Below are 25,706 nucleotides of genomic sequence, written 5' to 3'. Positions count from 1 at the left end.
ATTACTTTCATCCCAACCGCCTCACAGCTGACTGTTTTTATTCAGCGTCTAACGCTACAAAATCGTAATGAATTTCTGACTGACGTTTAAACTCGTCAAAGCCAAGTTGGATTAACCGATCAATCAAATCAGTATAATTAATCCCTGAAACTTCCCAAAGCTTTGGATACAAACTAATGTTGGTAAACCCAGGCAACGTGTTGATTTCACCCAAGTATGGCTCGCCATCTTCAGAAACTAAGAAGTCTACTCGCGCCATGCCCTTCAAACCGAGCGCTTTAAAAGCACCCAATGACATGTCTTGAATCCGTTTCGTCAAATCAGCTGGTAGATCAACTGGTAATTCGAAAGTGACCCCACTCGCATCCACAAACTTGTTATTGTAATCATAGAACGTATCACTCTTTGGGACGTCGATGGCACCGAGCTTAGAAGCAACGGCATCTTCATTCCCTAAAATTGAACATTCAACTTCACGCGGATTGTCGATTGATTCTTCAACTAAGATTTTGTAATCATACTTGAACGCATCTGCTAAACCGTCCAAATAGTCCTGTTCGTTCTCAGCTTTATGAATCCCAACTGACGACCCTTGGTTAGCGGGCTTGATAAACAAGTGCTTACCAACGTGTTCTGCCAAATAAGCGTATGTCATTTGTTCCCGATTTTCGGGCGTCACAACCACATACTTGGTATTTTGAATATGATGATGCGTCAAAATTTGTTTGGTAATGTCCTTATCAAAGCTGGCAGCTGAAGCTAATACGCCACTCCCAACATAAGGTTTCTTCAATAGTTTAAATAACCCTTGCAAGGTCCCATCTTCGCCCAAATTCCCATGTACCACTGGGTAAAAGATATCAATATCCTTGGCCGCCGCCAAATTCTTGATTGGGGCCAATGGATCACTCATATCCAATTTCGGCAATTCTTCTGCGACCACTTTGTCTTCTGGTTCCCCAGCAAAGACCCGGCGTGTCGCAGCATCACTTAAGATAATCCCATTCTTCGTAATCAAGAATAAGTCGATCTGATACTTTTTCTTGTCCATTGCGTCATAAATATTATGAGCTGAACGCTTCGAAACATCATGTTCAGAAGAGTTCCCGCCAAACAACATGCCTACATGGATCTTTTTCTGTGTGTCCATTTTTTGTTCATCCTATCAAGATTTATTTCATATTACGGCTTCTCTAATTCTACAATATCTTACTAAAATTGGAAATAGTTTTGCAACGTTGTAACCGCTATTATCCATTAAATGGCGCAGTTAACACTAACTTTCCTAACATTTGTCCGGTTTCAACAATCTGATGGGCCTCAGTTAGCGTTTTCGCGTTAATCCCTTTGATGACTTTTTTGGTCGTTGGCTGTAAAATCCCATCATCTGCCAATTGAGCCATTTTAGCTAACATCATTCCTTGAGTCGCTAATTCTGGCAACTGATAATTGGCCTTCGTGAACATAAACTCCCAAGCAAAATTCAAGCTCTTGGGCTTCAATAACGCCATTGGTAACGGTTTGGCATTTGTCACCACCGCGACCATCGTGCTAAGTGGCCGCATTAATGGCGCCACGATGGGCAAATACTGATCAGTAGATTGTAACAAAATCGCACTATCGACCGCTTTGACTTGGTGAGTCGCTAATTGGGCGGCTAAATCGTCATGATAGTCCAATACGATATCTGCGCCTAAGGCTTTGACCCACGCCGTCGTTTTTGGTTGACCAGCCGTCGTGATCACGGTTAGGCCAGCCCATTTTGCCAACTGAATCGCCACTGAACCAACGCCGCCAGCGCCATTGATGATCAAGACTGAATGACCAACATTGGCATTTTTAGCGGGTTGCCAAGCTAATTTTTCAAACAACGCTTCCCATGCCGTCAGCCCAGTTAATGGCAAACCAGCCGCAGCGGTCAGGTCCCACGATTTTGGCGCTAACGCCACTAGCCGTTCATCAACCAATTGGTACTGCGCATTACTCCCAGGGCGATCAACCGCGCCGGCATAATAAACGATATCATCGGTCATCACACTTGTGACTTCCGGCCCTACCGCGATGACGCGACCAACGGCATCAAAACCTAACACCCGCGGCGTCGTGGTTGCTGGCTGAACCTGACGTTGTTTCGTATCAATTGGATTGACCGAAACGGCTTGGACGGCGACTAAAACATCGCGTCCGGTTGGCTGCGTTACAGTCAACGTCACATCCTCCAATGCCTTGGGATCACTGATCTCGTGACCCGCGTATAATCCAACTGCTTTTGCTTGCATCAGCGTAACTTCCTTCCAAAACTACCCTAAAAACTCTAATTCATCATCTAAATAATCAACGATGGCCGTGGGAAAATCATCGTGTAACGCCATGGCCTCTAATAAACGATTCCGATTAAACACGCGCGTCCAAGCCGTCGCTGTCGCCGGAGCTGGCTGCATCACTAATTGTTGGTGCCATTTTTTAAAGGCCCGCAAGAGATAATCAGAATATAACTCATCCTTGGTGGTAATCAACGCCAAGTAGGTCGACAATCGTTCAGCCTCGCCAAAAATTAGTGGGGTCGTCAGACGCTGATAACGTTCAATCAAACAAGCCAGCATCATCAATTTATCCGCACGTGCCAGTTGGCTCTCATCCGCCAATTCATCTAATAAATTGCCGATGTGCGTATAGGCATGTGCCCAACCATGGTCGGTGACAAAGCCGCGCGTATCGCGTTCCAACAGTAAATAAGTCGTAAACTGCTGCACCACAAGTTCTAGCCGTGCTGGCGTCATAAACGTCATACCGGCATGATCCGCGTACAATAAGACTGACAAGATCAAAATTGAAAACGACCGTTGATAAACAGCATCATTTTCAGATTGATCAATGTGGGCAAATAATTGCGCATCTTGGCTAACCACATCGAAGATCGTCCCCAACTGTTCATTGGTCAACAACTGTTGCTGGAGTGCCTCATTCAGTAAGTAGTAACAGCCCCGATCGCGCACGGCGGGATCAGTTGAACCTAAATGTTGTAACAACTGTTGCAGTTGCGCATCCGTAATTTCAGTTAAAGTCCCGGCTTCAAGGCCAGCATGTAATTGTTTGATTAAGTCTAAAATTTCCCCGTCATCCGGTATCGTCACGGTCGTTGCAGGGGTCACTGGGATTTGATCAATCAAGTATCCCAGCCGCTGCGGGAGGGATTGATACAAATCACCAGCACGTAAATGCTGACGTAACTTCATGACATCAGCTTTTAAAGTTGCTAATTTCTGTGCTTCCATAATAACCTCGATTGCTCAGTTTAACCTTTATTTTAGCATGATTGCGCGGCTTTGCACATTGGTTACACGTGACTTTCAACGGACTAACGCCCCACCAGGACAGCAAAAAGCCGCTCCAACGAAAACTCACGCTGAACCGACTAGCTTTAACTTATTTTTTAAAATTACTTAGTAGCTTGTGGTAAAACGTCAACTTTTGACTTGATAAATTTCGCTGACGATGCCAATGAGGCTTGTTCATCAGCGGTCAAGTCCAAATGAATCAAGGATTCGATACCATTTTTACCGATAACGGCTGGCATCCCCACATAGGTGCCAAAGTCTGGATCAAATGCTGAAACGGGACAAGCTAACTGTTCATCCGCACTGACGGCTTCCGCCAAACGTACCCCACAAGTGGCAATGGCAAAATTCGTATACTTTTTCCCAGCCATGACGGCAAAAGCCCCTTGACGTGCATCTTCTTCAAGCTGTTTTAAGTCCAGATCCTTGAAGTTAGCGATTGATTGCCCATTGACTGAAACCGTCGACCAAGCAACAAATTGTGAGTTACCGTGTTCGCCATAAACATAGCCGGCCACATTTTTACCGTTTGTGTGCAGTGCTTGACCAACGTACTTCTGCATCCGTGCGGTGTCCAAGAACGTCCCCGTCCCAAAGACCCGGTTACGGTCAAAGCCAGTCATGCGTTGTAAGTAATCGGTCATGACATCACAAGGGTTCATGATGTCGATCAAGATACCTTTGAACCCAGAAGCCACGATTTTTGGCGCAATATCACGAACAATAGCTTGATTGGAATCATATTCGCCAAACCGCCCCTTGGGACTGGTCATGTCGATGGCCCCGATATTGCCGGAAGCTACGATCAACACTTCAGCGTCGGCTAAGGCTGAATAATCATTCAAAATAATCTTCGTGGTCGAACCCAGACGTGGTGAGGCATCATCCAAATCTAACTTTTGTGCTTGTGCTAACGCTTCGTTATGATCGATTAGCACCAATTCATCAACCGTGCCGTGTTGTACTAACGTATAGGCAACGGTTGCCCCAACTTGACCTAATCCAATAACACCATATTTACGCATATCGCTAACTCCATTCTGTAAATGATTTAACTAAAAGTTGAAAGTTGCCACTTCCGGTTGTTGTTGATAACATGCGGCCGAGGGACCAGGGCAAGCCTGAAGAACGTCTTGCCCCTCGCCCGAAAGCTTTGCCTAAACCGCAAATCTCCCGGCCGGTCCGTGGTGTAAGACCGGAAAAACACCGGTCAAACGCCACCCACACGCCCGATGCTATCAACAACAACCTACAGCTCATTAACTGTTTTTAGTGATTCGTCAATTGTTCAAACTCTGGCTGACGATGTGATAATCCGTATGAGTCTATTTTAGACATACCCCATGTTAGTATTCCCGAATTCACAACAATTTTGACACTTTCAATCTTTAGGATTTAACTAAAATTAGCGTACCCTGCAAGAGGCTCAAAGTCAAGCGGGGCTTAATCTCATGCGATTTTAATGTAACTAAAAAGCCGGTCATTTTCAGACCGACTTTCAATCACTTTAGTTGGTAGACGTTACAGGTAAGATGGCACCCTTATAATGGTTCTTGATCCATTTTTGCGTTGAATCTGAACGTAAGGCCTTCATCAATTTCTTGATTGCCGGCTTGTCTTTATCACCCTTACGAATGGCCACAATGTTGGCATATGGCGAATCCGACTTTTCAAGGGCAATCGCATCTTTACGTGGGTCTAAGCCAGCTTGAACCGCATAGTTGGCGTTGATCACTACCGCGTCGCCTTCGTTATTCTTGTAGAATTGAGGCATTAACTTCGCTTCGTAAGAATGCTTGAAGACCAGATGCTTTTTATTCGTTGCAATATCATTGAAGTTGGCTGACGTAATATCCGTCCCCTTCTTCAACGTAATTAAGCCAGCGTCTTTGAACAAGGTTAAGACTCGACCGTAATCAGCAACGTTGCTACTTACTAAGACCGTGGCGCCATCCTTTAAGTCTTTCAAATGCTTAACTTTCTTAGAGAAAACACCAATTGGTTCCAAATGAACGGCGCCAGCTGAAACCAAAGTCCCGTTATTTTCTTTATTCCAATTGTCTAAAAATGGCACATGCTGGAAGTAATTTGCGTCCAATTCCTTAGAAGCCAATGCCTTGTTTGGTAGGACGTAATCTTGGAAAACTTTAATTTTTAAATTAACGCCTTCCTTTTTCAATTCTGGTTGAATATGTTTCAAAATTTCTGCGTGTGGTACCGCTGAAGCCCCGACAGTGATCGTTGTCGTTTTGGACGATGACGCTGATTTACCACAACCAACTAGCAAAAAGGCCGTTGCCGCCACAGCTAATAACCCTAAAATTCCCTTTTTTCGCATGCTAAGTTCCTCCTAATCAAATTGTTGAACCCTTTTTAACATCCCTTGAAACCGTTAGTTAGCGCGTTTATCGATGTGCTTAACTGCCACATCCCCGATAAATTGGAAAATAAACACGATGATGACAATGATGACTGTCGCCACTAATGTGATTGCATTGTTGTTGGATTGGAACCCATCTTGGTAAGCTAAGTTACCAAGACCCCCGGCCCCAATCGCCCCAGCCATTGCGGTATAACCGATCAACGAAATGGTCGTGACCGTGATTCCGGAAACCAAAGCTGGCAAACTTTCTGGTAGTAAGACTTTCCGAATAATCTGCCAACGCGTGGCACCCATCGATTCAGCCGCTTCAATCACGCCATGATCAAGTTCATGAAAGGCGAGCTCGACCATCCGAGCATAAAATGGTGCCGCCGAGATAATCAGTGATGGCAAAGCAGCTCGAGGACCGATAATCGTTCCAACGATACTTTGCGTCACTGGTAATAATAAGACAATCAAGATGATGAATGGAATTGACCGGAACACGTTCACAAATAAGGCAACGACCCAATTGAGCACTTTGGCCCAAGGTTGTTGGCTATTTGTCGTTTCGAACAAGAGCAACCCGAGCGCAATCCCCAAAATCGCCACGACGATCATTGAAACGAGGGTCAACCAAATCGTTTCCCAAGTTGAGCTCAACATGTTGCCCCAGTCAACATTTGAAAATTTAAAATACGACCCTAATCCTTGACTATTCACGATTTAAGACCTCCGTTTCGACCCGCATTTTTTGTAAATAAGCTAGTGCGCCATTAATTTGTGACTGGTCACCGCTAATTTGAATGTACAGCGACCCAATCGCGCCCTCTTGAGTTTGATGAATTGCCCCTTCGATGATGTTTAAATCCAACGTATATTGTTTCAACATTTCTGAAACAATCGGTAATTGGGCTTGGTCACCATGGAATGTGAGTTGAACGATTGTCCCTTTAGGATATTTCGCTAAGAGTTGATCAACCACTGCCGTTGTTTCAGTCAACGATGGCGTCACTTCCTCGTTCACGAACCGCTTCGTGACGGCTTGTTGTGGTCGTTTGAAGACTTCCAAAACCGGCCCCTGTTCAACGATTTTACCGTCTTCCATGACTGCCACATGGTCCGCAATCTTACGAATGACATGCATTTCATGGGTAATGAGGACAATCGTTAAATTCAACTTCTTGTTAATATCTAGTAACAAGTCCAAAACTTCATCCGTCGTTTGCGGATCAAGCGCACTCGTCGCTTCATCCGAAAGTAAGATTTGAGGATCATTGGCTAAAGCTCGCGCAATCCCGACCCGTTGCTTTTGCCCACCAGATAATTCAGCTGGATAAGCATTCTCACGACCAGACAACCCGACTAATTCGGCGAGATGAGCGGCTTTCTGCTTGGCATCTGCCTTACTATTACCGGCAATTTCTAGTGGAAACATGATATTTTCCAACACGGTCCGTGACCAGAGTAAGTTAAAATGTTGAAAAATCATCCCGATCTTATGCCGTTGGGCACGTAACTTAGCGCCCGTCAAAGCGGAGATTTCGACCTCATCGATATTGACTGAGCCGCTAGTCGGTGTTTCTAGCCCATTCAACATGCGAATCAAGGTACTCTTTCCAGCCCCAGAATAACCGACAATGCCGTAGATATGGCCATCTTCGATCTTTAAGTTCACATCTTGGACCGCATGCACAGTCCCTTGCTTGCTATCAAACGTTTTGGTCACGTCTTTAAATTCAATCAATTCGTTTCCTCCTTATGCCGTTCAATTGGTTCAGACCAATTAAGCTAACTTAATCATTTATCAACTGCAATTACTTTGCAAACAAAAAAGCTTCTCATCTTATCAGTTATGATCTCAATCATAACCAATAGGACGAGAAGCTCAGTCTCGCGGTACCACCCATCTTTGCAACTTGCTCACACAAACTGTCTTAAGAGTTAGTTCTAACTCGGCACGATAATGGGTGCAATCCAAACTTGGCTAACCGTAGCTCACCAAATTGCATTGATTCAAGACCATCTTCCGTTTCACGTCTAATCTCATTGCACCAACCTGAGACTCTCTTAGTAGCCGTAACCACGTACTCATCTTTTCAAAATGATAATTTTCTAATCGTTTATTAATGTCCTGAGTATACCGAGGACTGATTCGCTTGTCAACCCCGAAAATTAATCGACGTCAATCAACCAAGCAACCCCGTCTTCAAGACTGTTCAAGGCTTTGAAATCAGCTTTCAAAGCTGGGTTAACCGCCGTAACGGTCCCATTAATTGGACAGTTAAATTCAGAAACAGCTTTAGTGGCTTCAATGCTAAGGAAAGCTTCTTTTTGACTGACCTTATCACCCACAGTTGGTAATTCCGCGTACTTCACTTCACCCAAGGCTTCGTGTGCCGCTTTCGTTAACCCAATCCGCGTATGACCGTCAGTATCTTTGGTCCAGAAATAATTTGCATCTTCACTCATCTTCAACACCATGCTTTCCTTAATTTAAATCTTGATGGTTTCGTTCAACTAATTAATATTGTAATAATTATGTCTAACTATAACACCAATTATGCTAAACGACCCGCAACAACTTTAGTTATTCAAACCGATCGTTGCGACTGAACATGTATGACTTGTAATGGAACCGCATTGACATGATCAGTCCAATCCCGGCCATGTTCGCAATCAAAGCCGAACCCCCTTGACTAATAAAAGGCAACGGAATCCCAGTCATTGGGAGCAAGCCGATACTCATCCCAATGTTTTCGAACACATGGAACAAGATCATCATAATGACCCCTGTCGAAATATAAGCATAAAACTCATTTTTTGTATCGAAGGTGACCCGCACCATTTGATAAATTAATAAGAAATATAATAAAACGACGATCGTACAACCGATGAAGCCAAAGTTTTCCCCAATGACGGAGAAAATCATATCAGATTCACGCACCGGCACGGTCACGTGGGACACGTTGAACCCGCGACCAGTAATCTGACCAGAACCAATGGCTTTCATACTCTGCCAAACTTGATACGCATTATTAGACGTATCGGTCGACGGATTCAACCAAGTATCGATCCGGGCGAATTGATACGCTTTAAAACCCACTGCTTCCAAAATATGCCGGCCACTGGTTGTGACGACTAAGTAAAGCACCGTTCCAGCAAACACAAACACAATTGAAAACGCCGGTGCCAATAACCGCCACGAAATTCCTGAAACCAGAATGACACCACCTAAAATGGCGAAGAAGACTAACATCGTCCCAAAGTCATTTTGAAGCTTCAACAGGATAATTAACGGAATCGTATAGGCAATCAGTTTCCCAATCAACTGCCAATCCGTCGCCATCGTGTGGTTCGGATTTTCGGTATTATGCATCGTCACGACCCGACCTAACATCAAAATAAAGGCCGGTTTCATGATTTCTGACGGTTGAAAGGTCAATGAGCCAACCGCAAACCAACTTTTAGCCCCGGTACTGGCAAACATCGACCGACTGTACAGGACTAAGACCGCCACTAACAGAAATATCCCAAACCAATAAGCTAGCGGGGCGACCCGCCAGAGTTGTTCAGAGTCAAACTGCATAATGATAATTGCTAACGTGGTCCCAATCACGAACCACATCACTTGTGAAATAACCTGTTTCGTCACGTTGACCACACTTGAATCGTGACTGGCAGCGACATAAATTGAGGCCAGTCCAATCAAGCCTAGCATCATGATGGAGAAAATAATTCCCCAGTCAATCCGTGATTCTTCTGCTTGACCACGCAGTCTAGATTCTTCTGCCACAACAAACGCTCCTTAATTTTCTAAGATAAGCTTGATTATACAACAACCTGGTGCCGAATAAACGGAACCAGGTTGAAGGTTAACCAAAAATTAGCCTTTATGCAAGTGGTACGCTGAAAGGACTTCTTGCAAACATTCATCGAATGATTTGCTATGGGCAAATGGTTGTGAATCACTAGAAAGTTCCGCATCAAAACGGTCCCCAGTTTGGGTCACTTGACCAATCACTTGTTTACCAATCAAAACTTCCGTGATGGTCTGATCATTTACTTGGGTCTCATTCAGCGTCACTGAGATAGCTTTATCTTTTTTTGACAAAATTACTTTTCCTCCTTAAAGGCCGGATTTCGACGTAATGAAAAGGTCGCTGGGACGGGATCAAAGCCACCTTTGACAAAGGGTTGACAACGCAAGACGCGCGCTATCCCCATTAAACCGCCACGAGCCGCACCAAAGCGGTCGACTGCTTCGATCGTGTAAGCCGAACAGGTCGGCCAATAACGACAATGTGCCGGTGAAAAGGCCGAAAAAGCTCGTTGATACCAGCGAATGCTGCTAATTAAAACACGTTTCATCGTCGCTTATTTCTTCTTATTACTCTTTTGCATATGTTCTAGTAAAATACCGGCGCCTTGAGCCACATTGTTCAATGGGTGTTCGGCAACCATCACTGGCACTTTTAAGTTTTCGCTGATCAACTGGTCTAAGCCGCTCAAGAGCGCGCCCCCACCAGTCAACATGATACCACGATCGATGATATCCGCTGAAATTTCTGGCGGTAAGGTTTCCATCACATGATGTGCCGTTGAAACGATCTGCATCAACGTATCATGGATCGCCACTTCAACTTCATTTGAATCCATATCAATTGAACGTGGCATCCCAGTAACCGTATCACGGCCACGGACTTGCATCACTTTATCGTCATCGCCCTCTTGCTTGAAGACTTGCGCGATTTGAATCTTGACATTTTCAGCGGTGCGTTCACCGATGAGTAAATGATGTTCATCTTTGACATAGTTGGCAATATCTTGGTTCATACGATCGCCAGCCATCCGCAATGAACTGCTGGCCACGATATCCCCTAATGATAAGACTGCAATATCACTGGTCCCACCACCGATATCGATCACCATGTTCCCACGTGGTTGGAAAATATCCATGCCGGCACCAATGGCCGCAACCTTAGGTTCAACTTCCAAGTAGACCTTGCTGCCACCAGACTTCTCAGCCGCCTGTAAAATTGCCTTGCGTTCAATTTCAGTGGTGTTCGTTGGCGTACAGATCATAATACTTGGTCGTGACATAATCCCACGGACATTTAATTTTTTAATAAAATAAGATAACATTTCTTCGGTAACATCAAAATCTGAAATTACCCCGTCCTTTAATGGTCGGATTGCCCGAATGTTACTAGGGGTCTTCCCAACCATTTGATAGGCTTCGGACCCGACTGCTAATACTTGATTTGTATTTGTATGGATGGCAACGACAGAGGGTTCATTTAACACGATGCCCTTCCCTGATACGTAAATCAAAACATTGGCAGTACCTAAGTCGATACCAATATCTAAAGCCATGTTCTTGCTCCTCTCAAACTTGCAGTTATACAACTTTTCATTATAGCATACTCACTACCGGCTGCGAACTAGTCGTCGCGTCGCTTAGACCATTCATCAACGGTGATCGAGTAAACCACTTCGTCTTTATATTGGCCATTAATCAAGATATTTTCTGGTAAGGTCGCATCCAAATGGTACTGACGCCGTTCAGCCACAGCGCGACTACGCTGGTTAGCGACATCCGCACACAAATTTAATTTGTGGAGGTCAAGTTCCGTAAAGGCGATTTCTTCCACGCGTTCGAGTGCTTTGGTCATCACACCTTTACCCACATAATCTTGTGCCAGCCAATAACCAATTTCACCGTTATGGCGTGCGTCACTAATGTTGTGGACATCGATCATCCCAGCAACTTCGCCATCGACAACGATCGTCGCAATAAAGACTTCACCTTTAGCTTGCTTCGTTAACATCATTTCAATAAATTTCCGTTCATCTGCGACGGTCGCTGTCGCATCCACCCAAGGCATCCAAGGTTTCAAATGCTTACGATTGGCAGCAACCAAATCAAATAAGGGTTCTGCATCCGCCACTTCGGTTGGTTTCAATGAGAGGTGTTTATCAATAATATTTATGAACATCTTGTTCCTCCTGAATGACTTTTTTCATAAAAAAACCTTCAAACACGAGTTTATCGCATTTTGAAGGTTTTGTAAGCTATTTTTTTACCTATTCGGCAGCTTCATGCGCAAAATCAGGATTCAACGCATAGACTGCTTCGTCAGGCACATCGATCCGTTCAATTTCAGCACCCAACTGTGCCAATTTACCATGAAAATTGAAATAACCACGATCCAAATACTTCAAGTTGGTGACTTCAGTATAGCCACGACTAACCAAACCGGCAATCACCAGCGCAGCAGCAGCCCGTAAATCCGTGGCAGCCACTTGGGCACCGTTAAAGTTCGTTGGCCCATACATGATCACTGAGCGTCCTTCAATTTTAAAATCTGCGTTCATCCGGCGCAATTCCTCAAGGTGCATGAACCGATTCTCAAAGACTGTTTCAGTCAACAAACTCGTGCCTTGTGCACAGAGTTGCAAAATAGTCATTTGCGGCTGCATGTCCGTTGGAAAGCCCGGATGTGGCATCGTCTTGACAGAAGTTGGCTTTAATTTCAGTGGGCCGACGACCCGAATTCCACCAGCTTCTTCGTTGACTGTAACCCCCATCTCGCGCATTTTAGAAATCAAGGGCTTGTTATGTTCAGCAATTGCGTCTTCAACTAAAACGTTCCCTTGTGTGACGGCAGCAGCCACCATGAAGGTCCCGGCTTCGATCCGGTCTTGCACGATACTGTGTTCACAGCCATGCATGGCAGCAACGCCTTCGATCCGAATCGTTTCGGTCCCAGCACCCATGACTCGGGCCCCCATTTGATTGAGGATATTCGCCAAATCAACGATTTCTGGTTCCCGGGCAACGTTTTCCATCGTTGTCGTGCCTTCAGCCAGAGTAGCGGCCATCATGATGTTCTGTGTCGCACCGACACTTGGAAAATCTAAATAAATTGAAGCGCCATGCAATTTTTCAGCATGGGCTTCGACGTAACCGTCATGGCGTTCAATTTCCGCGCCCAACGCACTTAATCCTTTCAGATGCAGGTCAATTGGCCGTGAGCCAATAGCACAACCACCAGGCATGGCAACCTTCGCATGGCCTAAACGTGCCAACAATGGTCCCATGACCACGATAGACGCGCGCATCTTGGAGACATACTGAAATGGTGCTTCAGCTGACAATTGATGACTCGCATCAATATCAACCGTTTTATTAATTTCATCAAAATCAACTTTAGTATTCAAAAAACGTAATACATTATTCATTGTAAAGACATCTGATAAGACTGGTACATTCGTCAAATGCGTTGTCCCAGAACTAGCGAGCAACCCTGCCGCTAGAATGGGTAAGACGGCATTCTTGGCTCCTTCGATATGGACATTACCTGTCAAACGATGACCGCCATGAACTACAATTTCCTCCATGGATAACCCTCCATCACAAACGATTACAAACAAAACAGATCTCCGCAATTTTGAATCACAGTCTCGCCGTCCTCAAAACAATCAACAATTACCTGGCACCTTGATTGGGTCTGCCAAGTAATTCAGTGACCGCCAAAAGTCGAACATCGGCTAACAACTAAACTAGTTGTTAACCGCAAAAAGCAATCCAAAGCCACTAAAAAATCGACAAATAAAATTCCGCAATAATACCGGTCTAAACCGTGTTATTACTTGGTATTCCTAGTAGTTTCCTAATCATCATAACATAAACCCCTAGCGAATAAATATTACATTTTACAAAAGTGTTACAATTTTAACATTTTGTCATCTGCCGATGATTAGTTAACTATTCTGATCTTGCTAATGGCAATTAACAGGCGGCTGGTTTAGTTTCGTTAATTGTAATGCTCAGCAGCCCTCATAACCGCTCCTATTTTAAGCGTACAAAACCCACAATCGTTACTGGATACGCTCTGATTTCGACTTAATGCGAACTTTTAAGCATTGGCTTAAGACGTTGACCTAATTATCTTCATTTCTGCAAAAAGCTGTCCATAAAAAAAGTATCCACAACCAACTGGCTGCAGATACTTTTGATTTCGTTTTCGAAAACGTCTTCGTGGAACCTTACCGGTGCGCCACATGCAATCGGTTCACGGCACGCCGCAATGCGACTTGTGCCCGTGCCAACTCAGCATCATCATGCTTTTGTTGGGCTTCTTGAATCCGACTTTCAGCTCGTTTCCGGGCATTTTCAGCCCGCGCAACGTCGATATCATTCTGACGTTCAGCACTGTCCGCCACGATGGTGGCAACATTATCACTGAATTCTACGAAACCACCATTAACGGCAATTTCATCGTCTTCTTGATCCGTTTCTTGTTGCTTGATCCGAACTTCATCAATTGCTAAAGAAGCAATCATGGGAATGTGGTTCGGCAAAATCCCTAATTCACCGTTAATCGTGCGAACGATCAACATTGGCGTCTTACTTTCATAGACCTGACCGTCTGGAGTAACGATGCTAACGGTTAATGAGCTTGCATTGTCAGCCATGTTAACCCCTCCTAATCAGTGACCATCGATTTCGCTTTTTCGACTGCATCTTCGATCTTACCAACTTGACGGAAGGCATCTTCTGGTAAGTCATCATATTTACCTTCAAGAATTTCCTTGAAACCTTTAACAGTTTCCTTGATTGGCACGTATGACCCAGGTTGCCCAGTAAAGTTTTCAGCAACGAAGAAGTTTTGTGACAAGAAGAATTGAATCCGCCGTGCACGTGCAACAGTGGTCTTTTCTTCGTCAGACAATTCATCCATCCCTAAGATCGAGATGATATCTTGCAATTCACGATAACGTTGCAAGACCCGTTGAACTTCGGTGGCAACTTCATAATGTTCTTCCCCAACAATTGATGGGTCCAAAGCGATTGATGATGAAGCCAACGGATCAACAGCTGGATAAATCCCTTGTTCAGTCAAAGAACGTTCCAAGTTGGTCGTTGCGTCCAAATGGGCGAAAGTCGTTGCAGGTGCCGGGTCGGTATAATCATCGGCAGGCACATAAACGGCTTGAATCGACGTAACAGAACCTTTTTTGGTTGAAGTGATCCGTTCTTGTAATTGACCCATTTCAGTTGCCAAGGTTGGTTGGTAACCAACGGCTGAAGGAATCCGGCCAAGTAAGGCGGAAACTTCAGAACCAGCCTGGGTAAACCGGAAGATGTTATCAATAAACAAGAGGACGTCTTGACCAGCAACATCACGGAAGTATTCCGCAATTGTTAACCCAGTCAAGGCAACCCGCATCCGGGCACCAGGTGGTTCGTTCATTTGACCATACACCATGGCCGTGTTCTTCAACACGCCAGATGCCTTCATTTCGAAATAAAGGTCATTCCCTTCACGAGTCCGTTCACCGACACCGGTGAAGACGGAAATCCCGTTATGTTCTTGGGCAATGTTATGAATTAATTCCTGAATTAAAACGGTCTTACCAACACCGGCACCACCGAACAACCCAATCTTACCACCACGAACATAAGGTGCTAAGAGGTCGATAACTTTAATCCCAGTTTCCAATACTTCTGTACTGGTCGTTAATTCATCGTATGCAGGGGCATCCCGGTGAATCGGGTTCCGTTCTGCATCTGGACCGAATTCTGGACCACCATCAATGGTCTCTCCTAAAACGTTAAATACCCGACCTAACGTTTCCTTACCAACGGGAACGGTAATTGAAGAACCAGTGTCTTCAACGGCCATCCCACGGCGTAAGCCATCCGTACCATCCATTGCGACGGTCCGAACAACCCCGTCACCTAATTCAAGCGAAACTTCAACCGTTAAGGTCTCGTCGCCATCTTTATGGATGAGCAAGGCATTATTAATATCAGGTAACTTGTCGTTTAGAGAGAATTCAACGTCGACAACGGGTCCAATAACTTGTACAACTTTACCTGTACTCATTAGTCGTTAATTCCTCCCAAATTCGTTATTCTTGCGCAACCAAACCACCAGTAATTTCGGTAATTTCCGTCGTAATAGCAGCTTGACGTGCGCGGTTATATTTCAGATTCAACTTATCGATTAAATCGCCAGCATTATCTGATGCCGCCTTCATCGCCGTTGACGATGAGGCATGTTCAGCAGTTTTAGCATCCAAGATGGCACCATAAACCAAGCTTTCAGCATATTGTGGCAACACGGCCGACAAAATTGCTTCTTCTGAAGGTTCCATTTCATACTCGGGACCCACATCAACTCGGCTGTCTTTGGCTGGACGATTATCTTTTTCACTTTGGGCAAACGTCTCTTCAGAGATCGGCAGCATTTTAACTGACCGGAACCCAGAAGAAAGCCGATTGATAAAGTGATTATAGAACACGTACAGTTCATCAAAGACTTCGTTATGATACATCGAGGTAACTGTTTTAACGATTTCACGGACTTCTTTAAAGGTTGGGACGTCAGAAACACCGCGATATTCATACGCAACGTTTAAGCCGTTCTTCTTATAGAAATCCGCACCAGTGCCACCAACCGCTAACACAACGGCGTTATCAGCATTTAATTGGTGTTGGCGCATAAAGTCGTTCGTCTGTTTCAAGACGTTCGAATTATAGCTCCCGACCAACCCTCGATCAGAGGTAATGATTAATAACCCGGTGCGTTTAACGGGGCGTTGGGCCAATAATTCACTCACCGAAATGGTATTGGAATTACTGTTCGGAACACCAGCGCTCGCTGACATCAGATGAGCTTTGGCAAGATGTGAAACGATGCTTTCAACTTTCGAAGCATACACCTGATACGTGCCAGTATGCTTTTGAATCTGGTTCAACTTAGAAGTTGAGACCATTTGCATTGCTGACGTGATCTGATGAGTCTTCTTGGTTGAGTCGATCCGGCGCTTGACATCCATTAATGATTCAGCCATGCACTACTCACCATCCTTTTCAGCCATTAACTACTTAGCAGCGGCAGCACTTGGCTGGAACTGCTCTGCAAATTCATCCAATGCGCCATTGATTTGGTCAGCATCTGGTAATTTCTTTGTTGAGACGATCGTATCGAATAAGTCTTGGTGATTTGTATGAACGAAATCAAACAATTCAGTTTGGTAACGTGCGATGTCTTCAATAGCAACTTTATCCAAGTAACCGTTAGCCAAAGCATACAAAATCATAACTTGTTCTTCAACCTTTAATGGTGAATGAACAGGTTGTTTCAAGACTTCCACGATCCGTTGCCCACGGTTCAACTTAGCTTGCGTTGCCGCATCCAAATCTGAACCGAATTGTGAGAATGATTCCAATTCACGGAAAGATGCCAAATCCAAACGTAAAGTCCCAGCAACAGACTTCATCGCTTTGATTTGTGCATCCCCACCAACACGGGAAACTGAAGCCCCGGCATCAATGGCTGGCCGCACACCTGAATAGAATGAATCACTATCCAAGAAGATTTGACCATCGGTGATAGAAATCACGTTGGTTGGAATATAAGCGGAAATGTCTCCGGCTTGCGTTTCGATAATTGGTAACGCGGTCATTGACCCGCCACCTAACTTATCGTTCAACTTAGCCGCCCGTTCGAGCAACCGTGAATGCAAGTAGAAAACATCCCCAGGATAAGCTTCACGACCTGGAGGACGACGTAAGATCAATGAAAGTTCACGATAAGCAGTCGCTTGTTTTGATAAATCATCATAGATAATCAAAACGTGCTTGCCATTATGCATGAACTCTTCACCCATCGCAGCGCCGGCATATGGTGCCAAGTAAAGTAATGGCGCTGGTTCAGAAGGACCGGCTGTGACAACAATGGTGTAATCCATTGCACCATACTTTTTGAGCGTTTCAACTTGTGACCGCACCGTTGAGTCTTTTTGACCAATTGCGACGTAGATACAGATCATATCTTGGTCTTTTTGGTTCAAAATGGCATCGATAGCGACAGAAGTTTTCCCAGTCTTACGGTCACCGATAATCAATTCACGTTGGCCACGACCAATTGGTACTAAGGCATCAATGGCCTTGATCCCAGTTTGAAGTGGTTCGCTAACTGATTGCCGTTCCATAATCCCAGGTGCTTTGTGTTCAATTGGTCGAGTGTGTGAAGTTTTAATTTCACCTAAACCGTCAATTGGTTGACCTAATGGGTTAACGACCCGACCAACCATGTTTTCCCCTACAGGAACTTCCATGATGCGGCCAGTCCGCTTAACAGTATCGCCTTCACGAATACCATCAAAATCACCTAAAACAACGATACCAACATCATTGCTTTCAAGGTTTTGTACCATTCCGTAAACCCCGTTACTGAATTCGAGCAATTCACCTTGTAAGGCGTTGTCGAGTCCATGTGCCCGGGCAATCCCATCACCAACATAGGTGACAGTACCGGTTTCAGCAACTGAGAGCTCAGTTTGATAACTTTCTAATTGTTGTTTGATTAGAGCACTGATTTCTTCAGATTTAATGCTCATAAAAGTTTCACCTCTTCGTAAAAGACTTTCTAATTGTTGATGAGTGCTCGTCTTAAGTTCGTTAATTGTAAAGCGACGCTGCCATCAAACGTTTGATTGTTTGAACGGACAATCACGCCACCAATAATTGCGGTGTCGACTTTTCGCGTTAGCTTAACTTGGTCGGCACCAACACGCTTGGCAAACGCTGCTGCGATGGCATTAGCTTGCTCATCTGACAACTTGACCGCGGACGTTACTTCGGCATGCACTATCTTATGATTTTCATCATAACGTTGCTCAAACGCGTCGATAATGGCGACCAAATTCGACATGCGGCCGTAATCATACAACATTTGAATAAAGTTTTTAATGTATTCTGAAGCATGGTCGGTCAAAGTTGACAACGTTGCCTGCTTTCGATCAACCGAGAGCAATGATCCTGAAAGGACCTCTGCCAATTGCGGATTGTCGACAAAGACTTGCCGTAATTGTTTTAATTCAGCCAGGAATGCTTCGGTCTGATCTTTTTCAACTGCAAGCTCAAAGAGTGCCTTTGAGTATCGGTTTGCAATTGTAAGATTATCAAGACTCATGCTTTCCCAACCCTTCAATATACGAATTGATTAATGCCTGTTGGCCTTCAGGGTCCAATTGCTTCTTGATAATTTTCGACGCAATTTGGACTGAAATGTCAGCCACGTCAGATTGGACGTTCTTCAAGGCATCTTGACGCTCCTGTTCAATATCTTTGCGCGCGTTTTGCTTATACTGCGTAGCTTCGTTTTGAGCGTCAGCGACAATCGTCGTGCGTTGCTTCTCACCACTTTGCTTGGCTTCAGCGACAATATCGCTGGCTTCGCTCCGTGAATGTGACAAGGCTTCACGCCGTTGATCAGCTAAATCAGTGGCCTCTTGACGAGACTTCTTGGCTGAATCAATATCGTTGGCAATTTTGTCAGCTCGATCACCCATCATTTTCGTGACAGGATTCCAAGCAACTTTGGCAATCAAAGCCATCAAAATGATAAAACTAATCGCAATAAATAACATGTCGCCAAGGTAAAGACCGGATGCACCGATAATTAAATGCGAGAGCATCTAATGACACCTCCTTCTTTCATTTTCATTAAAATGAACTCGTTTACCAATTGATTACTTGTTCATAACCATTAAGGCAACAACGAAGGAAATGATAGGCATTGATTCGATTAACCCAACACCAATAAACATGTTAGTCCGTAATTGACCAGATAATTCTGGCTGACGGGCCATACCTTCAAGCATCTTTGAAATAACCAAACCGTTACCAATACCAGCACCTAAAGCGGCACCAAACATAGCAATACCTGCAGCAATTGCTCCCATAATCTGTGTATCCTCCTTAAAATTAAAAAAACAAGAAATTTCTATTCCTCAGGCGAAACTTTTTGAGAAATATAAACTGAAGTCAAGGTGACAAACACGAATGCTTGCACACTCCCGATAAATACTGAGAACCCCTGCCAAAGAAATTCAATTGGGAAGGAGTAGACGTAGCTAAACCAGCTACCACCACCGGTCGCTAAAGTTGCAACCTTACTCAGTAACATTTCACCAGCGAAGATATTCCCGAACAACCGAAGTCCTAAAGTTAAGAAGTCGGTAAACTGTTCGAAAATGTTGATTGGCAAGAATACAAGAAACGGTGAGGTGTAATCTTTAAGATATCCCTTTAACCCTTTCTTTTGTACCCCAGCAGCATGTGCTAGCGCCACAGTCATAAACGACAACGTCAACGTCACAATCGGATCTGCGGTTGGACTTTTGACATACGTATACTGGCCAACTTGGATGTGTAAGAACAAGCCAAGTTGGTTCGCAACGAAAATGAAAAGGAATAATGTGAACGCATATAAACCGAAATGTGATGCATCATTCCCTTTGATTGAACCTTTGACAATGCCATTCGTGAACTCGATGAGCCACTCCAGCACATTTTGCCCACCCTTGGGCTTCAACGCCAAATGCCGCGACAATAAGAAGACAAATAAGAATACGATTATACAAGTGAGTAAAATCGAGATGTCATTCGCGATATTAAACGTCAACCCAAGGAATTTGACCGTAGGAACTGGATCACCCACTGAATATCACCTCTTTCCTTAATTTCGGTGTTTCACGATAACCATAACGTGTGGAACAATTAACGTCAATTGTATCGAAACATGAAATAGTAAATTAGAGCTACCTCTAATTAAAATACAATGGTAATAATACCACCACCAACCTAAAAATTCAAAATAATTTCATTATTTGGTCACTTGGTGAAAATCCCACGATATCGGGCTTTACGCCGGATTGACATCGTGGGATTTTCATAAAGTTCAACATATTTTCATTTCTTGCAAACGAATGTTTCCGCTTACTTCTCATTAACCGCCGTCTTTGGCAGCACTAAGTTCATAATAATTCCTAACACGGTTGCGACTGCCAAACCACTAAATTGAAAATTGCCAATTTGTAAATAGGCGTTACCAATCCCAATGACCAAAACTGCCGACGCAATCATTAAATTTCTTTTTGAATTAAAATCAATTTTATTATCAATTAAAATCCGCATCCCACTCGAAGCGATAACCCCGAACAATAGGAAACTGACCCCACCGATTACCGGTGACGGAATACTTTGGATCAAAGCCGACAACTTGCCCACGAAACTAAAGACAATGGCAAAGAACGCCGCGCCACCGAGTACATAAATACTGTGAACACGGGTAATGGCTAACACACCAATATTTTCACCATAAGAGGTCACAGGCGGGCCACCAACCAAACCAGCAATAATCGATGCAGTCCCATCCCCAGCCAAGGTGTGACTCAAACCAGGATCTTTAAAGAAATTCCGTTTGGTCAATTTATTTAAGACCATGATGTGACCCATATGTTCTGACATCGTCACAAAGGCAATTGGTGCCATACTGAAAATTGCACCCCAATAAATGCCTGGATGATAATTAATAAACGGAATTTGGAAGTTCGGTAAAGCGAACCATTTTGCCTGCATCACCGGTGTAAAGTCCACAATTCCGAACAAAACAGCAATGACATAGCCAGACACGATTCCCAACAGAATTGGGACCAAACTCATGAACCCCCGCAAGTACATGTTGAAAATAACGGTTAGAATCATCGTCAACATCGCGACTGCGAAGAACCGTAAATCATAATTATTGCCGTTCATCGTCGCATCTTTGGCCGCAGTACTAGCCAACGATAAGCCAATGACCATGACAATTGGCCCAACCACAATTGGTGGTAAAGCTTTGTCGATCCAGTCGGAACCGATCAACGTTACGAGCAAACTGACTAACAAGTAGACACAGCCAACTGCAATAGTCCCCTGGGCAATCGCCGGATAGCCCGCGGTCTTCATCAAAGACTGCATGACCACAATGAACGAAAAGCTAGAGCCCATATATGCGGGAATTTTATGCCGCGTAATTAAGATATACATCAAGGTTCCGACCCCAGAACTAAATAACGCGATCCCGGGATTTAAGCCAACTAAAATTGGGACTAAAACGGTTGAGCCAAACATGGAGAATAAATGCTGGATCGATAACCCAAGCCAGCTACCAAACTTTGGACGGTCGTGAATGTCAAGCACGACATCGTCGTTATGAAATGGTTTTTGCTTTGCCATAATGCACCCCTCACTATGAATTTAATCCAAAAGAAAAGACAGACCCCCACTCAAAGCGGCTGGTCTGTCTGAATTGACTCCACCTATTTAGGGTGAAGATCCGATCAATCCTTTTCAGCCTCTCTGAGCTAAATTAAAGGAACTGTTCAATTGAAACTAGTTTACTTGAGTTGATTTACTTTGTCAATAGTGGTCTAAGGCTGATAACTTTCAGATTAAGTTGTTTGCCGCCTACCGGTCGATTTGTTTAGGGCTGGAACGCTGTGAATCTTTTTTGAGCCAAAGTGCGGTCTCAAAAGCCAATTTTTGACTAACCGCGGAAAACCACTGTGCTAAGTCAAATGCCACATCTGAGCCATAAACAAACCGACCTCACGGCTAAATAACTGGTAATAGGTTAATGTCAAAACTGCTGAATTTGTGCTGCCATCACACTTGCAGTCACATTTTGTCTTTAACCACGAGAACACACGATTATTACCCGCCACTTCGACCCAACCATCCCATTAAGGTCAAAACGGGCTGTATCGACGCTTAGCACGGTTTAAATCGATAACGACAAATAGCCTATATTATGGTAGAAAAATCATTTTTTAGTTATAAATTAGCCTTTAAAACATGTCGTCGATTGACAAGTCATGGACAATTATTTCTACCATAGACGCAAAAAATCCCGTCAGCCTCTCAGCCAACGAGATTTTAATGGTTTCAATTAATTACTTAGTCCCGAATAAACGGTCCCCTGCATCACCTAAACCTGGGACGATGTAGCCATCTTCGTTCAAATGATCATCAAGTGCCGCCGTGTAGATATCAACATCTGGATGTGCTTCTTGGAGAGCTTTAACCCCTTCTGGAGCGGCAACTAAGCACATAAACTTAATGTTGCTAGCACCACGCTTCTTGAGCATATCCATGGCCATGATGGCTGAACCACCAGTGGCTAACATTGGATCAACGACAAATAATTGGCGTTGTGAAATGTCACTTGGTAACTTCACAAAGTATTCAACTGGCTTCAGTGTCTTTTCATCACGATACATCCCAACATGACCAACTTTAGCCGCTGGAATCATGTTTAAGACACCATCGACCATCCCTAAACCGGCACGTAAAATTGGCACGATGGCCACTTTCTTACCAGCTAAAGTTTTTTGGGTCGTTGTCGTAATTGGGGTTTCAATTTCAATATCCTTTAATGGCATATCACGTGAAACTTCGTAAGCCATCAATGTGGATATTTCGTTGACCATTTCCCGAAATACCTTCGTCCCGCATTGCTTTTCCCGAATGATCGTTAACTTATGTTGAATGAGCGGATGATTCAAAACCTCAAACTTACCCATGTTTCTGTGCACGCTCCTTAGTGATTTCTTTCTATTGTAGCTAATTTAGCAACAAAAAACTAGGGCTCAGCGCGATTAGTTATAAAAAGGACGCAAAAAATCGAAAATTTTATTTATATTGACGCTATGTGTCCATGACATACCAGATGATCATCACCATAGAAAAACAGCTACCCAGAAAGTTGTACTGATTTCTAAGTAGCTGCCATCGTTATTCAAATTAAATTTAATTAGTCGACATCAATAGGATGCTTGGCCGTCAATGCTAAGGCTTGGGCTTTAACATCATCCAAATTGGCTTGATCTTCTGGCGCCTTTAAGGCTTGCAAAATCAATTCAGCCACTTTCGCCGCATCCGTTTCATCAAACCCACGAGTCGTAATTGCCGGCGTCCCTAACCGAATTCCGGACGTCTTGAAGGCGCCCAATGTTTCATTCGGAATAGCTTCCTTGTTGACGGTAATGTAAACCGTATCCAGCAAGTCCTGAACTTGGCGACCATTTAACCCAGACTTCGTCACATCAATCGTCATCAAATGGTTGTCCGTCCCACCAGAAATCACCCGGACTAAGTCGGAGTCATTGAAGACCGCTGCCATGGCTTGAGCATTGGCAATAATTTGCTTAGCATAAGTTTTGAATTCAGGTTGTAAATCTTCACCAAAGGCGACCGCTTTACCAGCAATCACGTGATCTAATGGACCACCTTGGTTGCCAGGGAAAACGGCGGAATTGATTTTCTTACCATATTTAGCTTTGGCTAAAATCATCCCGCCACGTGGACCACGGAGTGTTTTATGCGTCGTGGTTGTCACAACATCCGCATACGGGACTGGGTTAGGATGCAATCCAGCCGCAACCAAACCAGCGATGTGTGCCATATCGACCATCAACATGGCCCCAACAGCATCCGCAATTTCACGGAATTTGGCAAAATCAATCACACGACTGTAAGCTGATGCCCCAGCCACAATTAATTTAGGTTGAAATGCCTTGGCTTGCGCTAAAATAGCGTCGTAATCTAATTCTTCCGTTTCAGGATTTAACCCGTAACCTTGGAAATCGTACAATTTACCCGAAAAGTTGACACTTGACCCATGTGTTAAATGCCCCCCGGCATCCAATGACATCCCCATTACCCGGTCGCCCGGTTGAATCAATGCCATATAAGCTGCCGCATTGGCTTGTGAACCAGAATGTGGTTGAACATTGGCGTATTCCGCCCCAAATAATTTCTTGGCCCGTTCAATCGCTAATGTTTCCACTTGGTCAATAAACTCATTGCCGCCATAAAAACGATGACCCGGATAGCCTTCAGAATACTTATTCGTCAAAACACTGCCTTGCGCAGCTCTTACACCTTTTGAAACAATGTTTTCCGACGCGATCAACTCGATATTGTGTTGTTGCCGTGCCTGTTCCTTACTAATTGCAGCCCAAACTTCTGGATCTTGTTCTTGGTAATTCATGAATAATTCTCCTCCATTTCGCAAGTGACAACTTTCGGGTTTTCCCGATTTAAACTCATTATACCCTAAAATGGGTTTGACCGGCAGACTTATTTAATCGGTTCATATAAGCTGCCCCAAGCCCCGTGCTATCAAAGGCTTGGCAGAGGATATCTTTGATTTTTGTTTCAGTATCAAAATGACGTAGTCCGGCAAATAGTTCACGGCTTGCCGATTGAACATCGTCGCCTAAAGAGAATTGTTCGCAATTTGCTGGTATCTGATTGCTAGTCAAAATCGCATCTGTCGCCATGACGCCCATCTGAACGGACTGCTTGCCAGCCCAAGCCAAAGCAGCTGGCCAATCTTCCAAATGATCAACAATATAGACTTGAGCATCTGGCGCGTAATGCTTATATTTCATGCCAGGTGCCTTGGGGACTTCGGTGGCCCCAACATGATGTTGTTCCGTCATCACTTTTTCGCCAATCACCGCTTCAATTTCACTCGCCGTGACAGCACCCGGCCGTAAAATGGCTGGCTGCTTGCCGGACAAGTCTAAAACAGTTGATTCAACGCCCACTTGCGTTGCACCGTCGTCCAAGATACCGGCGATTTTTCCATCCAAATCATGCAAGACGTGTTGCGCGGTCGTTGGACTAGGTTTACCAGATGTATTTGCGGATGGTCCCACAATTGGCGTCCCCGCTTCACGAATCAAGCTTAAAGTGGCCGCGTTATTTGGATTACGAAAGGCTGCCGTGGCTAGCCCACCCGTCACTTCTGGGGCTAAGGCAGCGGGTTTTAAATTAAAAATCATGGTCAGTGGTCCCGGCCAGAAAGCTTTAATTAACTTTTTAGCGGCAATCGACAGTGGCTTCGCAAATCGTTCAACTGTTGCCACGTCGGCAACATGGACGATCAACGGATTATCACTAGGCCGTCCCTTGGCTTGATAGACTTGTTTCACAGCGGTAACGTTCGTCGCATCCGCCCCTAAGCCATAAACGGTTTCAGTTGGAAAGGCGACTAATTCGCCCGCCTGGATCAATTTAGCTGCGGCTGCGACCTCAGCTGGTTTAAACACTTTAGTTTCCATATTAAGATCCAATCCTTCTTTGCTTAATTTCG

Annotated in this window: 26 protein-coding genes; all 26 read right to left on the bottom strand. The window is 44.4% G+C overall.

Going from position 1 to position 25,706, the window contains the following annotated elements; translation table 11 throughout:
* Positions 1–37: 37 nt before the first annotated feature.
* Entirely contained in the window at positions 38–1,150 is a 1,113-nt protein-coding gene (locus FFM70_RS04285) for a D-alanine--D-alanine ligase family protein (RefSeq protein ID WP_137615611.1), read from the bottom strand.
* A 100-nt stretch (positions 1,151–1,250) separates the two neighbouring features.
* On the bottom strand, positions 1,251–2,279 hold the full coding sequence (locus FFM70_RS04280) for a zinc-binding alcohol dehydrogenase family protein (RefSeq protein ID WP_137615610.1): 1,029 nt from the start codon (positions 2,277–2,279) through the stop codon (positions 1,251–1,253).
* 21 nt (positions 2,280–2,300) lie between these two features.
* On the bottom strand, positions 2,301–3,275 hold the full coding sequence (locus FFM70_RS04275; protein ID WP_137615609.1) for a DUF2785 domain-containing protein: 975 nt from the start codon (positions 3,273–3,275) through the stop codon (positions 2,301–2,303).
* Between the two features lie 164 nt (positions 3,276–3,439).
* A complete protein-coding gene (locus FFM70_RS04270) occupies positions 3,440–4,363 on the bottom strand; it encodes an L-lactate dehydrogenase (RefSeq protein WP_137615608.1) in 924 nt (307 codons plus the stop codon).
* Positions 4,364–4,845: 482 nt separating this feature from the next.
* Positions 4,846–5,676, bottom strand: coding sequence for a MetQ/NlpA family ABC transporter substrate-binding protein (locus FFM70_RS04265; protein WP_137615607.1), 831 nt, complete (start codon positions 5,674–5,676; stop codon positions 4,846–4,848).
* 54 nt (positions 5,677–5,730) lie between these two features.
* Positions 5,731–6,423 (bottom strand): methionine ABC transporter permease, encoded by a 693-nt coding sequence (locus tag FFM70_RS04260; RefSeq protein WP_137615606.1) that lies wholly within the window; start codon positions 6,421–6,423, stop codon positions 5,731–5,733.
* On the bottom strand, positions 6,416–7,447 hold the full coding sequence (locus FFM70_RS04255; protein ID WP_137615605.1) for a methionine ABC transporter ATP-binding protein: 1,032 nt from the start codon (positions 7,445–7,447) through the stop codon (positions 6,416–6,418). Before FFM70_RS04255 ends, FFM70_RS04260 begins: the two co-directional genes overlap by 8 nt.
* 428 nt (positions 7,448–7,875) lie before the next feature.
* On the bottom strand, positions 7,876–8,172 hold the full coding sequence (locus FFM70_RS04250; protein ID WP_137615604.1) for a glycine cleavage system H family protein: 297 nt from the start codon (positions 8,170–8,172) through the stop codon (positions 7,876–7,878).
* A gap of 118 nt (positions 8,173–8,290) precedes the next feature.
* The gene (locus FFM70_RS04245; protein WP_137615603.1) at positions 8,291–9,496 is read right to left on the bottom strand and encodes an FtsW/RodA/SpoVE family cell cycle protein; all 1,206 of its coding nucleotides are present in this window, start codon (positions 9,494–9,496) and stop codon (positions 8,291–8,293) included.
* Positions 9,497–9,586: 90 nt separating this feature from the next.
* On the bottom strand, positions 9,587–9,814 hold the full coding sequence (locus FFM70_RS04240; RefSeq protein WP_137615602.1) for a DUF2969 domain-containing protein: 228 nt from the start codon (positions 9,812–9,814) through the stop codon (positions 9,587–9,589).
* Between the two features lie 2 nt (positions 9,815–9,816).
* Entirely contained in the window at positions 9,817–10,071 is a 255-nt protein-coding gene (gene yidD, locus FFM70_RS04235) for a membrane protein insertion efficiency factor YidD (RefSeq protein WP_137615601.1), read from the bottom strand.
* Positions 10,072–10,077: 6 nt separating this feature from the next.
* The gene (gene mreB, locus FFM70_RS04230; protein ID WP_137615600.1) at positions 10,078–11,076 is read right to left on the bottom strand and encodes a rod shape-determining protein; all 999 of its coding nucleotides are present in this window, start codon (positions 11,074–11,076) and stop codon (positions 10,078–10,080) included.
* Positions 11,077–11,144: 68 nt separating this feature from the next.
* Positions 11,145–11,699 (bottom strand): GNAT family N-acetyltransferase, encoded by a 555-nt coding sequence (locus tag FFM70_RS04225; protein ID WP_137615599.1) that lies wholly within the window; start codon positions 11,697–11,699, stop codon positions 11,145–11,147.
* Between the two features lie 88 nt (positions 11,700–11,787).
* Positions 11,788–13,104 (bottom strand): UDP-N-acetylglucosamine 1-carboxyvinyltransferase, encoded by a 1,317-nt coding sequence (gene murA, locus FFM70_RS04220; protein WP_137615598.1) that lies wholly within the window; start codon positions 13,102–13,104, stop codon positions 11,788–11,790.
* 648 nt (positions 13,105–13,752) lie between these two features.
* Positions 13,753–14,181 carry a F0F1 ATP synthase subunit epsilon gene (locus FFM70_RS04215; protein WP_137615597.1) on the bottom strand — a complete coding sequence of 143 codons (429 nt, stop codon included), beginning with the start codon at positions 14,179–14,181 and terminating at the stop codon, positions 13,753–13,755.
* A gap of 11 nt (positions 14,182–14,192) precedes the next feature.
* A complete protein-coding gene (gene atpD / locus FFM70_RS04210) occupies positions 14,193–15,596 on the bottom strand; it encodes a F0F1 ATP synthase subunit beta (protein ID WP_137606506.1) in 1,404 nt (467 codons plus the stop codon).
* A gap of 25 nt (positions 15,597–15,621) precedes the next feature.
* Entirely contained in the window at positions 15,622–16,566 is a 945-nt protein-coding gene (locus FFM70_RS04205; protein WP_137615596.1) for a F0F1 ATP synthase subunit gamma, read from the bottom strand.
* Between the two features lie 30 nt (positions 16,567–16,596).
* A complete protein-coding gene (atpA, locus tag FFM70_RS04200; RefSeq protein ID WP_137615595.1) occupies positions 16,597–18,117 on the bottom strand; it encodes a F0F1 ATP synthase subunit alpha in 1,521 nt (506 codons plus the stop codon).
* A gap of 29 nt (positions 18,118–18,146) precedes the next feature.
* A complete protein-coding gene (atpH, locus tag FFM70_RS04195; protein ID WP_137615594.1) occupies positions 18,147–18,692 on the bottom strand; it encodes an ATP synthase F1 subunit delta in 546 nt (181 codons plus the stop codon).
* Positions 18,682–19,197, bottom strand: coding sequence for a F0F1 ATP synthase subunit B (atpF, locus tag FFM70_RS04190; protein WP_137615593.1), 516 nt, complete (start codon positions 19,195–19,197; stop codon positions 18,682–18,684). The genes atpH and atpF overlap by 11 nt, the downstream gene beginning before the upstream one ends.
* A gap of 54 nt (positions 19,198–19,251) precedes the next feature.
* A complete protein-coding gene (gene atpE, locus FFM70_RS04185) occupies positions 19,252–19,464 on the bottom strand; it encodes a F0F1 ATP synthase subunit C (RefSeq protein WP_003639224.1) in 213 nt (70 codons plus the stop codon).
* A 41-nt stretch (positions 19,465–19,505) separates the two neighbouring features.
* Positions 19,506–20,222, bottom strand: coding sequence for a F0F1 ATP synthase subunit A (gene atpB / locus FFM70_RS04180; RefSeq protein ID WP_137615592.1), 717 nt, complete (start codon positions 20,220–20,222; stop codon positions 19,506–19,508).
* 278 nt (positions 20,223–20,500) lie between these two features.
* Positions 20,501–21,781: a uracil-xanthine permease family protein gene (locus tag FFM70_RS04175; protein ID WP_137615591.1), complete on the bottom strand. Its 1,281-nt coding sequence runs from the start codon at positions 21,779–21,781 to the stop codon at positions 20,501–20,503.
* Between the two features lie 716 nt (positions 21,782–22,497).
* Positions 22,498–23,127, bottom strand: coding sequence for a uracil phosphoribosyltransferase (gene upp / locus FFM70_RS04170; protein ID WP_137615590.1), 630 nt, complete (start codon positions 23,125–23,127; stop codon positions 22,498–22,500).
* Between the two features lie 230 nt (positions 23,128–23,357).
* Positions 23,358–24,596, bottom strand: a complete 1,239-nt coding sequence (gene glyA, locus FFM70_RS04165; RefSeq protein WP_137615589.1) for a serine hydroxymethyltransferase — start codon at positions 24,594–24,596, stop codon at positions 23,358–23,360.
* 58 nt (positions 24,597–24,654) lie between these two features.
* Positions 24,655–25,674, bottom strand: a complete 1,020-nt coding sequence (locus FFM70_RS04160; RefSeq protein ID WP_137615588.1) for an L-threonylcarbamoyladenylate synthase — start codon at positions 25,672–25,674, stop codon at positions 24,655–24,657.
* Positions 25,675–25,706 lie beyond the last annotated feature (32 nt).

The sequence above is a fragment of the Lactiplantibacillus nangangensis genome, assembly GCF_005405065.1.
Taxonomy (GTDB): domain Bacteria; phylum Bacillota; class Bacilli; order Lactobacillales; family Lactobacillaceae; genus Lactiplantibacillus; species Lactiplantibacillus nangangensis.
The sequence above is the reverse complement of the archived record's forward strand: the minus strand, read 5'-3'. Positions and strand labels throughout refer to the sequence as shown.

Coding starts and splice junctions, on each gene's coding strand:
- FFM70_RS04205 (WP_137615596.1), bottom strand. CDS start 16,566: ATGGCTGAATCATTAATGGATGTCAAGCGCCGGATCGACTCAACCAAG.
- FFM70_RS04160 (WP_137615588.1), bottom strand. CDS start 25,674: ATGGAAACTAAAGTGTTTAAACCAGCTGAGGTCGCAGCCGCAGCTAAA.
- atpH (WP_137615594.1), bottom strand. CDS start 18,692: ATGAGTCTTGATAATCTTACAATTGCAAACCGATACTCAAAGGCACTC.
- mreB (WP_137615600.1), bottom strand. CDS start 11,076: ATGGCTTTAGATATTGGTATCGACTTAGGTACTGCCAATGTTTTGATT.
- FFM70_RS04250 (WP_137615604.1), bottom strand. CDS start 8,172: ATGAGTGAAGATGCAAATTATTTCTGGACCAAAGATACTGACGGTCAT.
- FFM70_RS04270 (WP_137615608.1), bottom strand. CDS start 4,363: ATGCGTAAATATGGTGTTATTGGATTAGGTCAAGTTGGGGCAACCGTT.
- FFM70_RS04225 (WP_137615599.1), bottom strand. CDS start 11,699: ATGTTCATAAATATTATTGATAAACACCTCTCATTGAAACCAACCGAA.
- atpA (WP_137615595.1), bottom strand. CDS start 18,117: ATGAGCATTAAATCTGAAGAAATCAGTGCTCTAATCAAACAACAATTA.
- FFM70_RS04275 (WP_137615609.1), bottom strand. CDS start 3,275: ATGGAAGCACAGAAATTAGCAACTTTAAAAGCTGATGTCATGAAGTTA.
- atpD (WP_137606506.1), bottom strand. CDS start 15,596: ATGAGTACAGGTAAAGTTGTACAAGTTATTGGACCCGTTGTCGACGTT.
- murA (WP_137615598.1), bottom strand. CDS start 13,104: ATGGAGGAAATTGTAGTTCATGGCGGTCATCGTTTGACAGGTAATGTC.
- yidD (WP_137615601.1), bottom strand. CDS start 10,071: ATGAAACGTGTTTTAATTAGCAGCATTCGCTGGTATCAACGAGCTTTT.
- glyA (WP_137615589.1), bottom strand. CDS start 24,596: ATGAATTACCAAGAACAAGATCCAGAAGTTTGGGCTGCAATTAGTAAG.
- FFM70_RS04280 (WP_137615610.1), bottom strand. CDS start 2,279: ATGCAAGCAAAAGCAGTTGGATTATACGCGGGTCACGAGATCAGTGAT.
- atpE (WP_003639224.1), bottom strand. CDS start 19,464: ATGGGAGCAATTGCTGCAGGTATTGCTATGTTTGGTGCCGCTTTAGGT.
- FFM70_RS04265 (WP_137615607.1), bottom strand. CDS start 5,676: ATGCGAAAAAAGGGAATTTTAGGGTTATTAGCTGTGGCGGCAACGGCC.
- FFM70_RS04215 (WP_137615597.1), bottom strand. CDS start 14,181: ATGGCTGACAATGCAAGCTCATTAACCGTTAGCATCGTTACTCCAGAC.
- atpF (WP_137615593.1), bottom strand. CDS start 19,197: ATGCTCTCGCATTTAATTATCGGTGCATCCGGTCTTTACCTTGGCGAC.
- FFM70_RS04285 (WP_137615611.1), bottom strand. CDS start 1,150: ATGGACACACAGAAAAAGATCCATGTAGGCATGTTGTTTGGCGGGAAC.
- FFM70_RS04175 (WP_137615591.1), bottom strand. CDS start 21,781: ATGGCAAAGCAAAAACCATTTCATAACGACGATGTCGTGCTTGACATT.
- upp (WP_137615590.1), bottom strand. CDS start 23,127: ATGGGTAAGTTTGAGGTTTTGAATCATCCGCTCATTCAACATAAGTTA.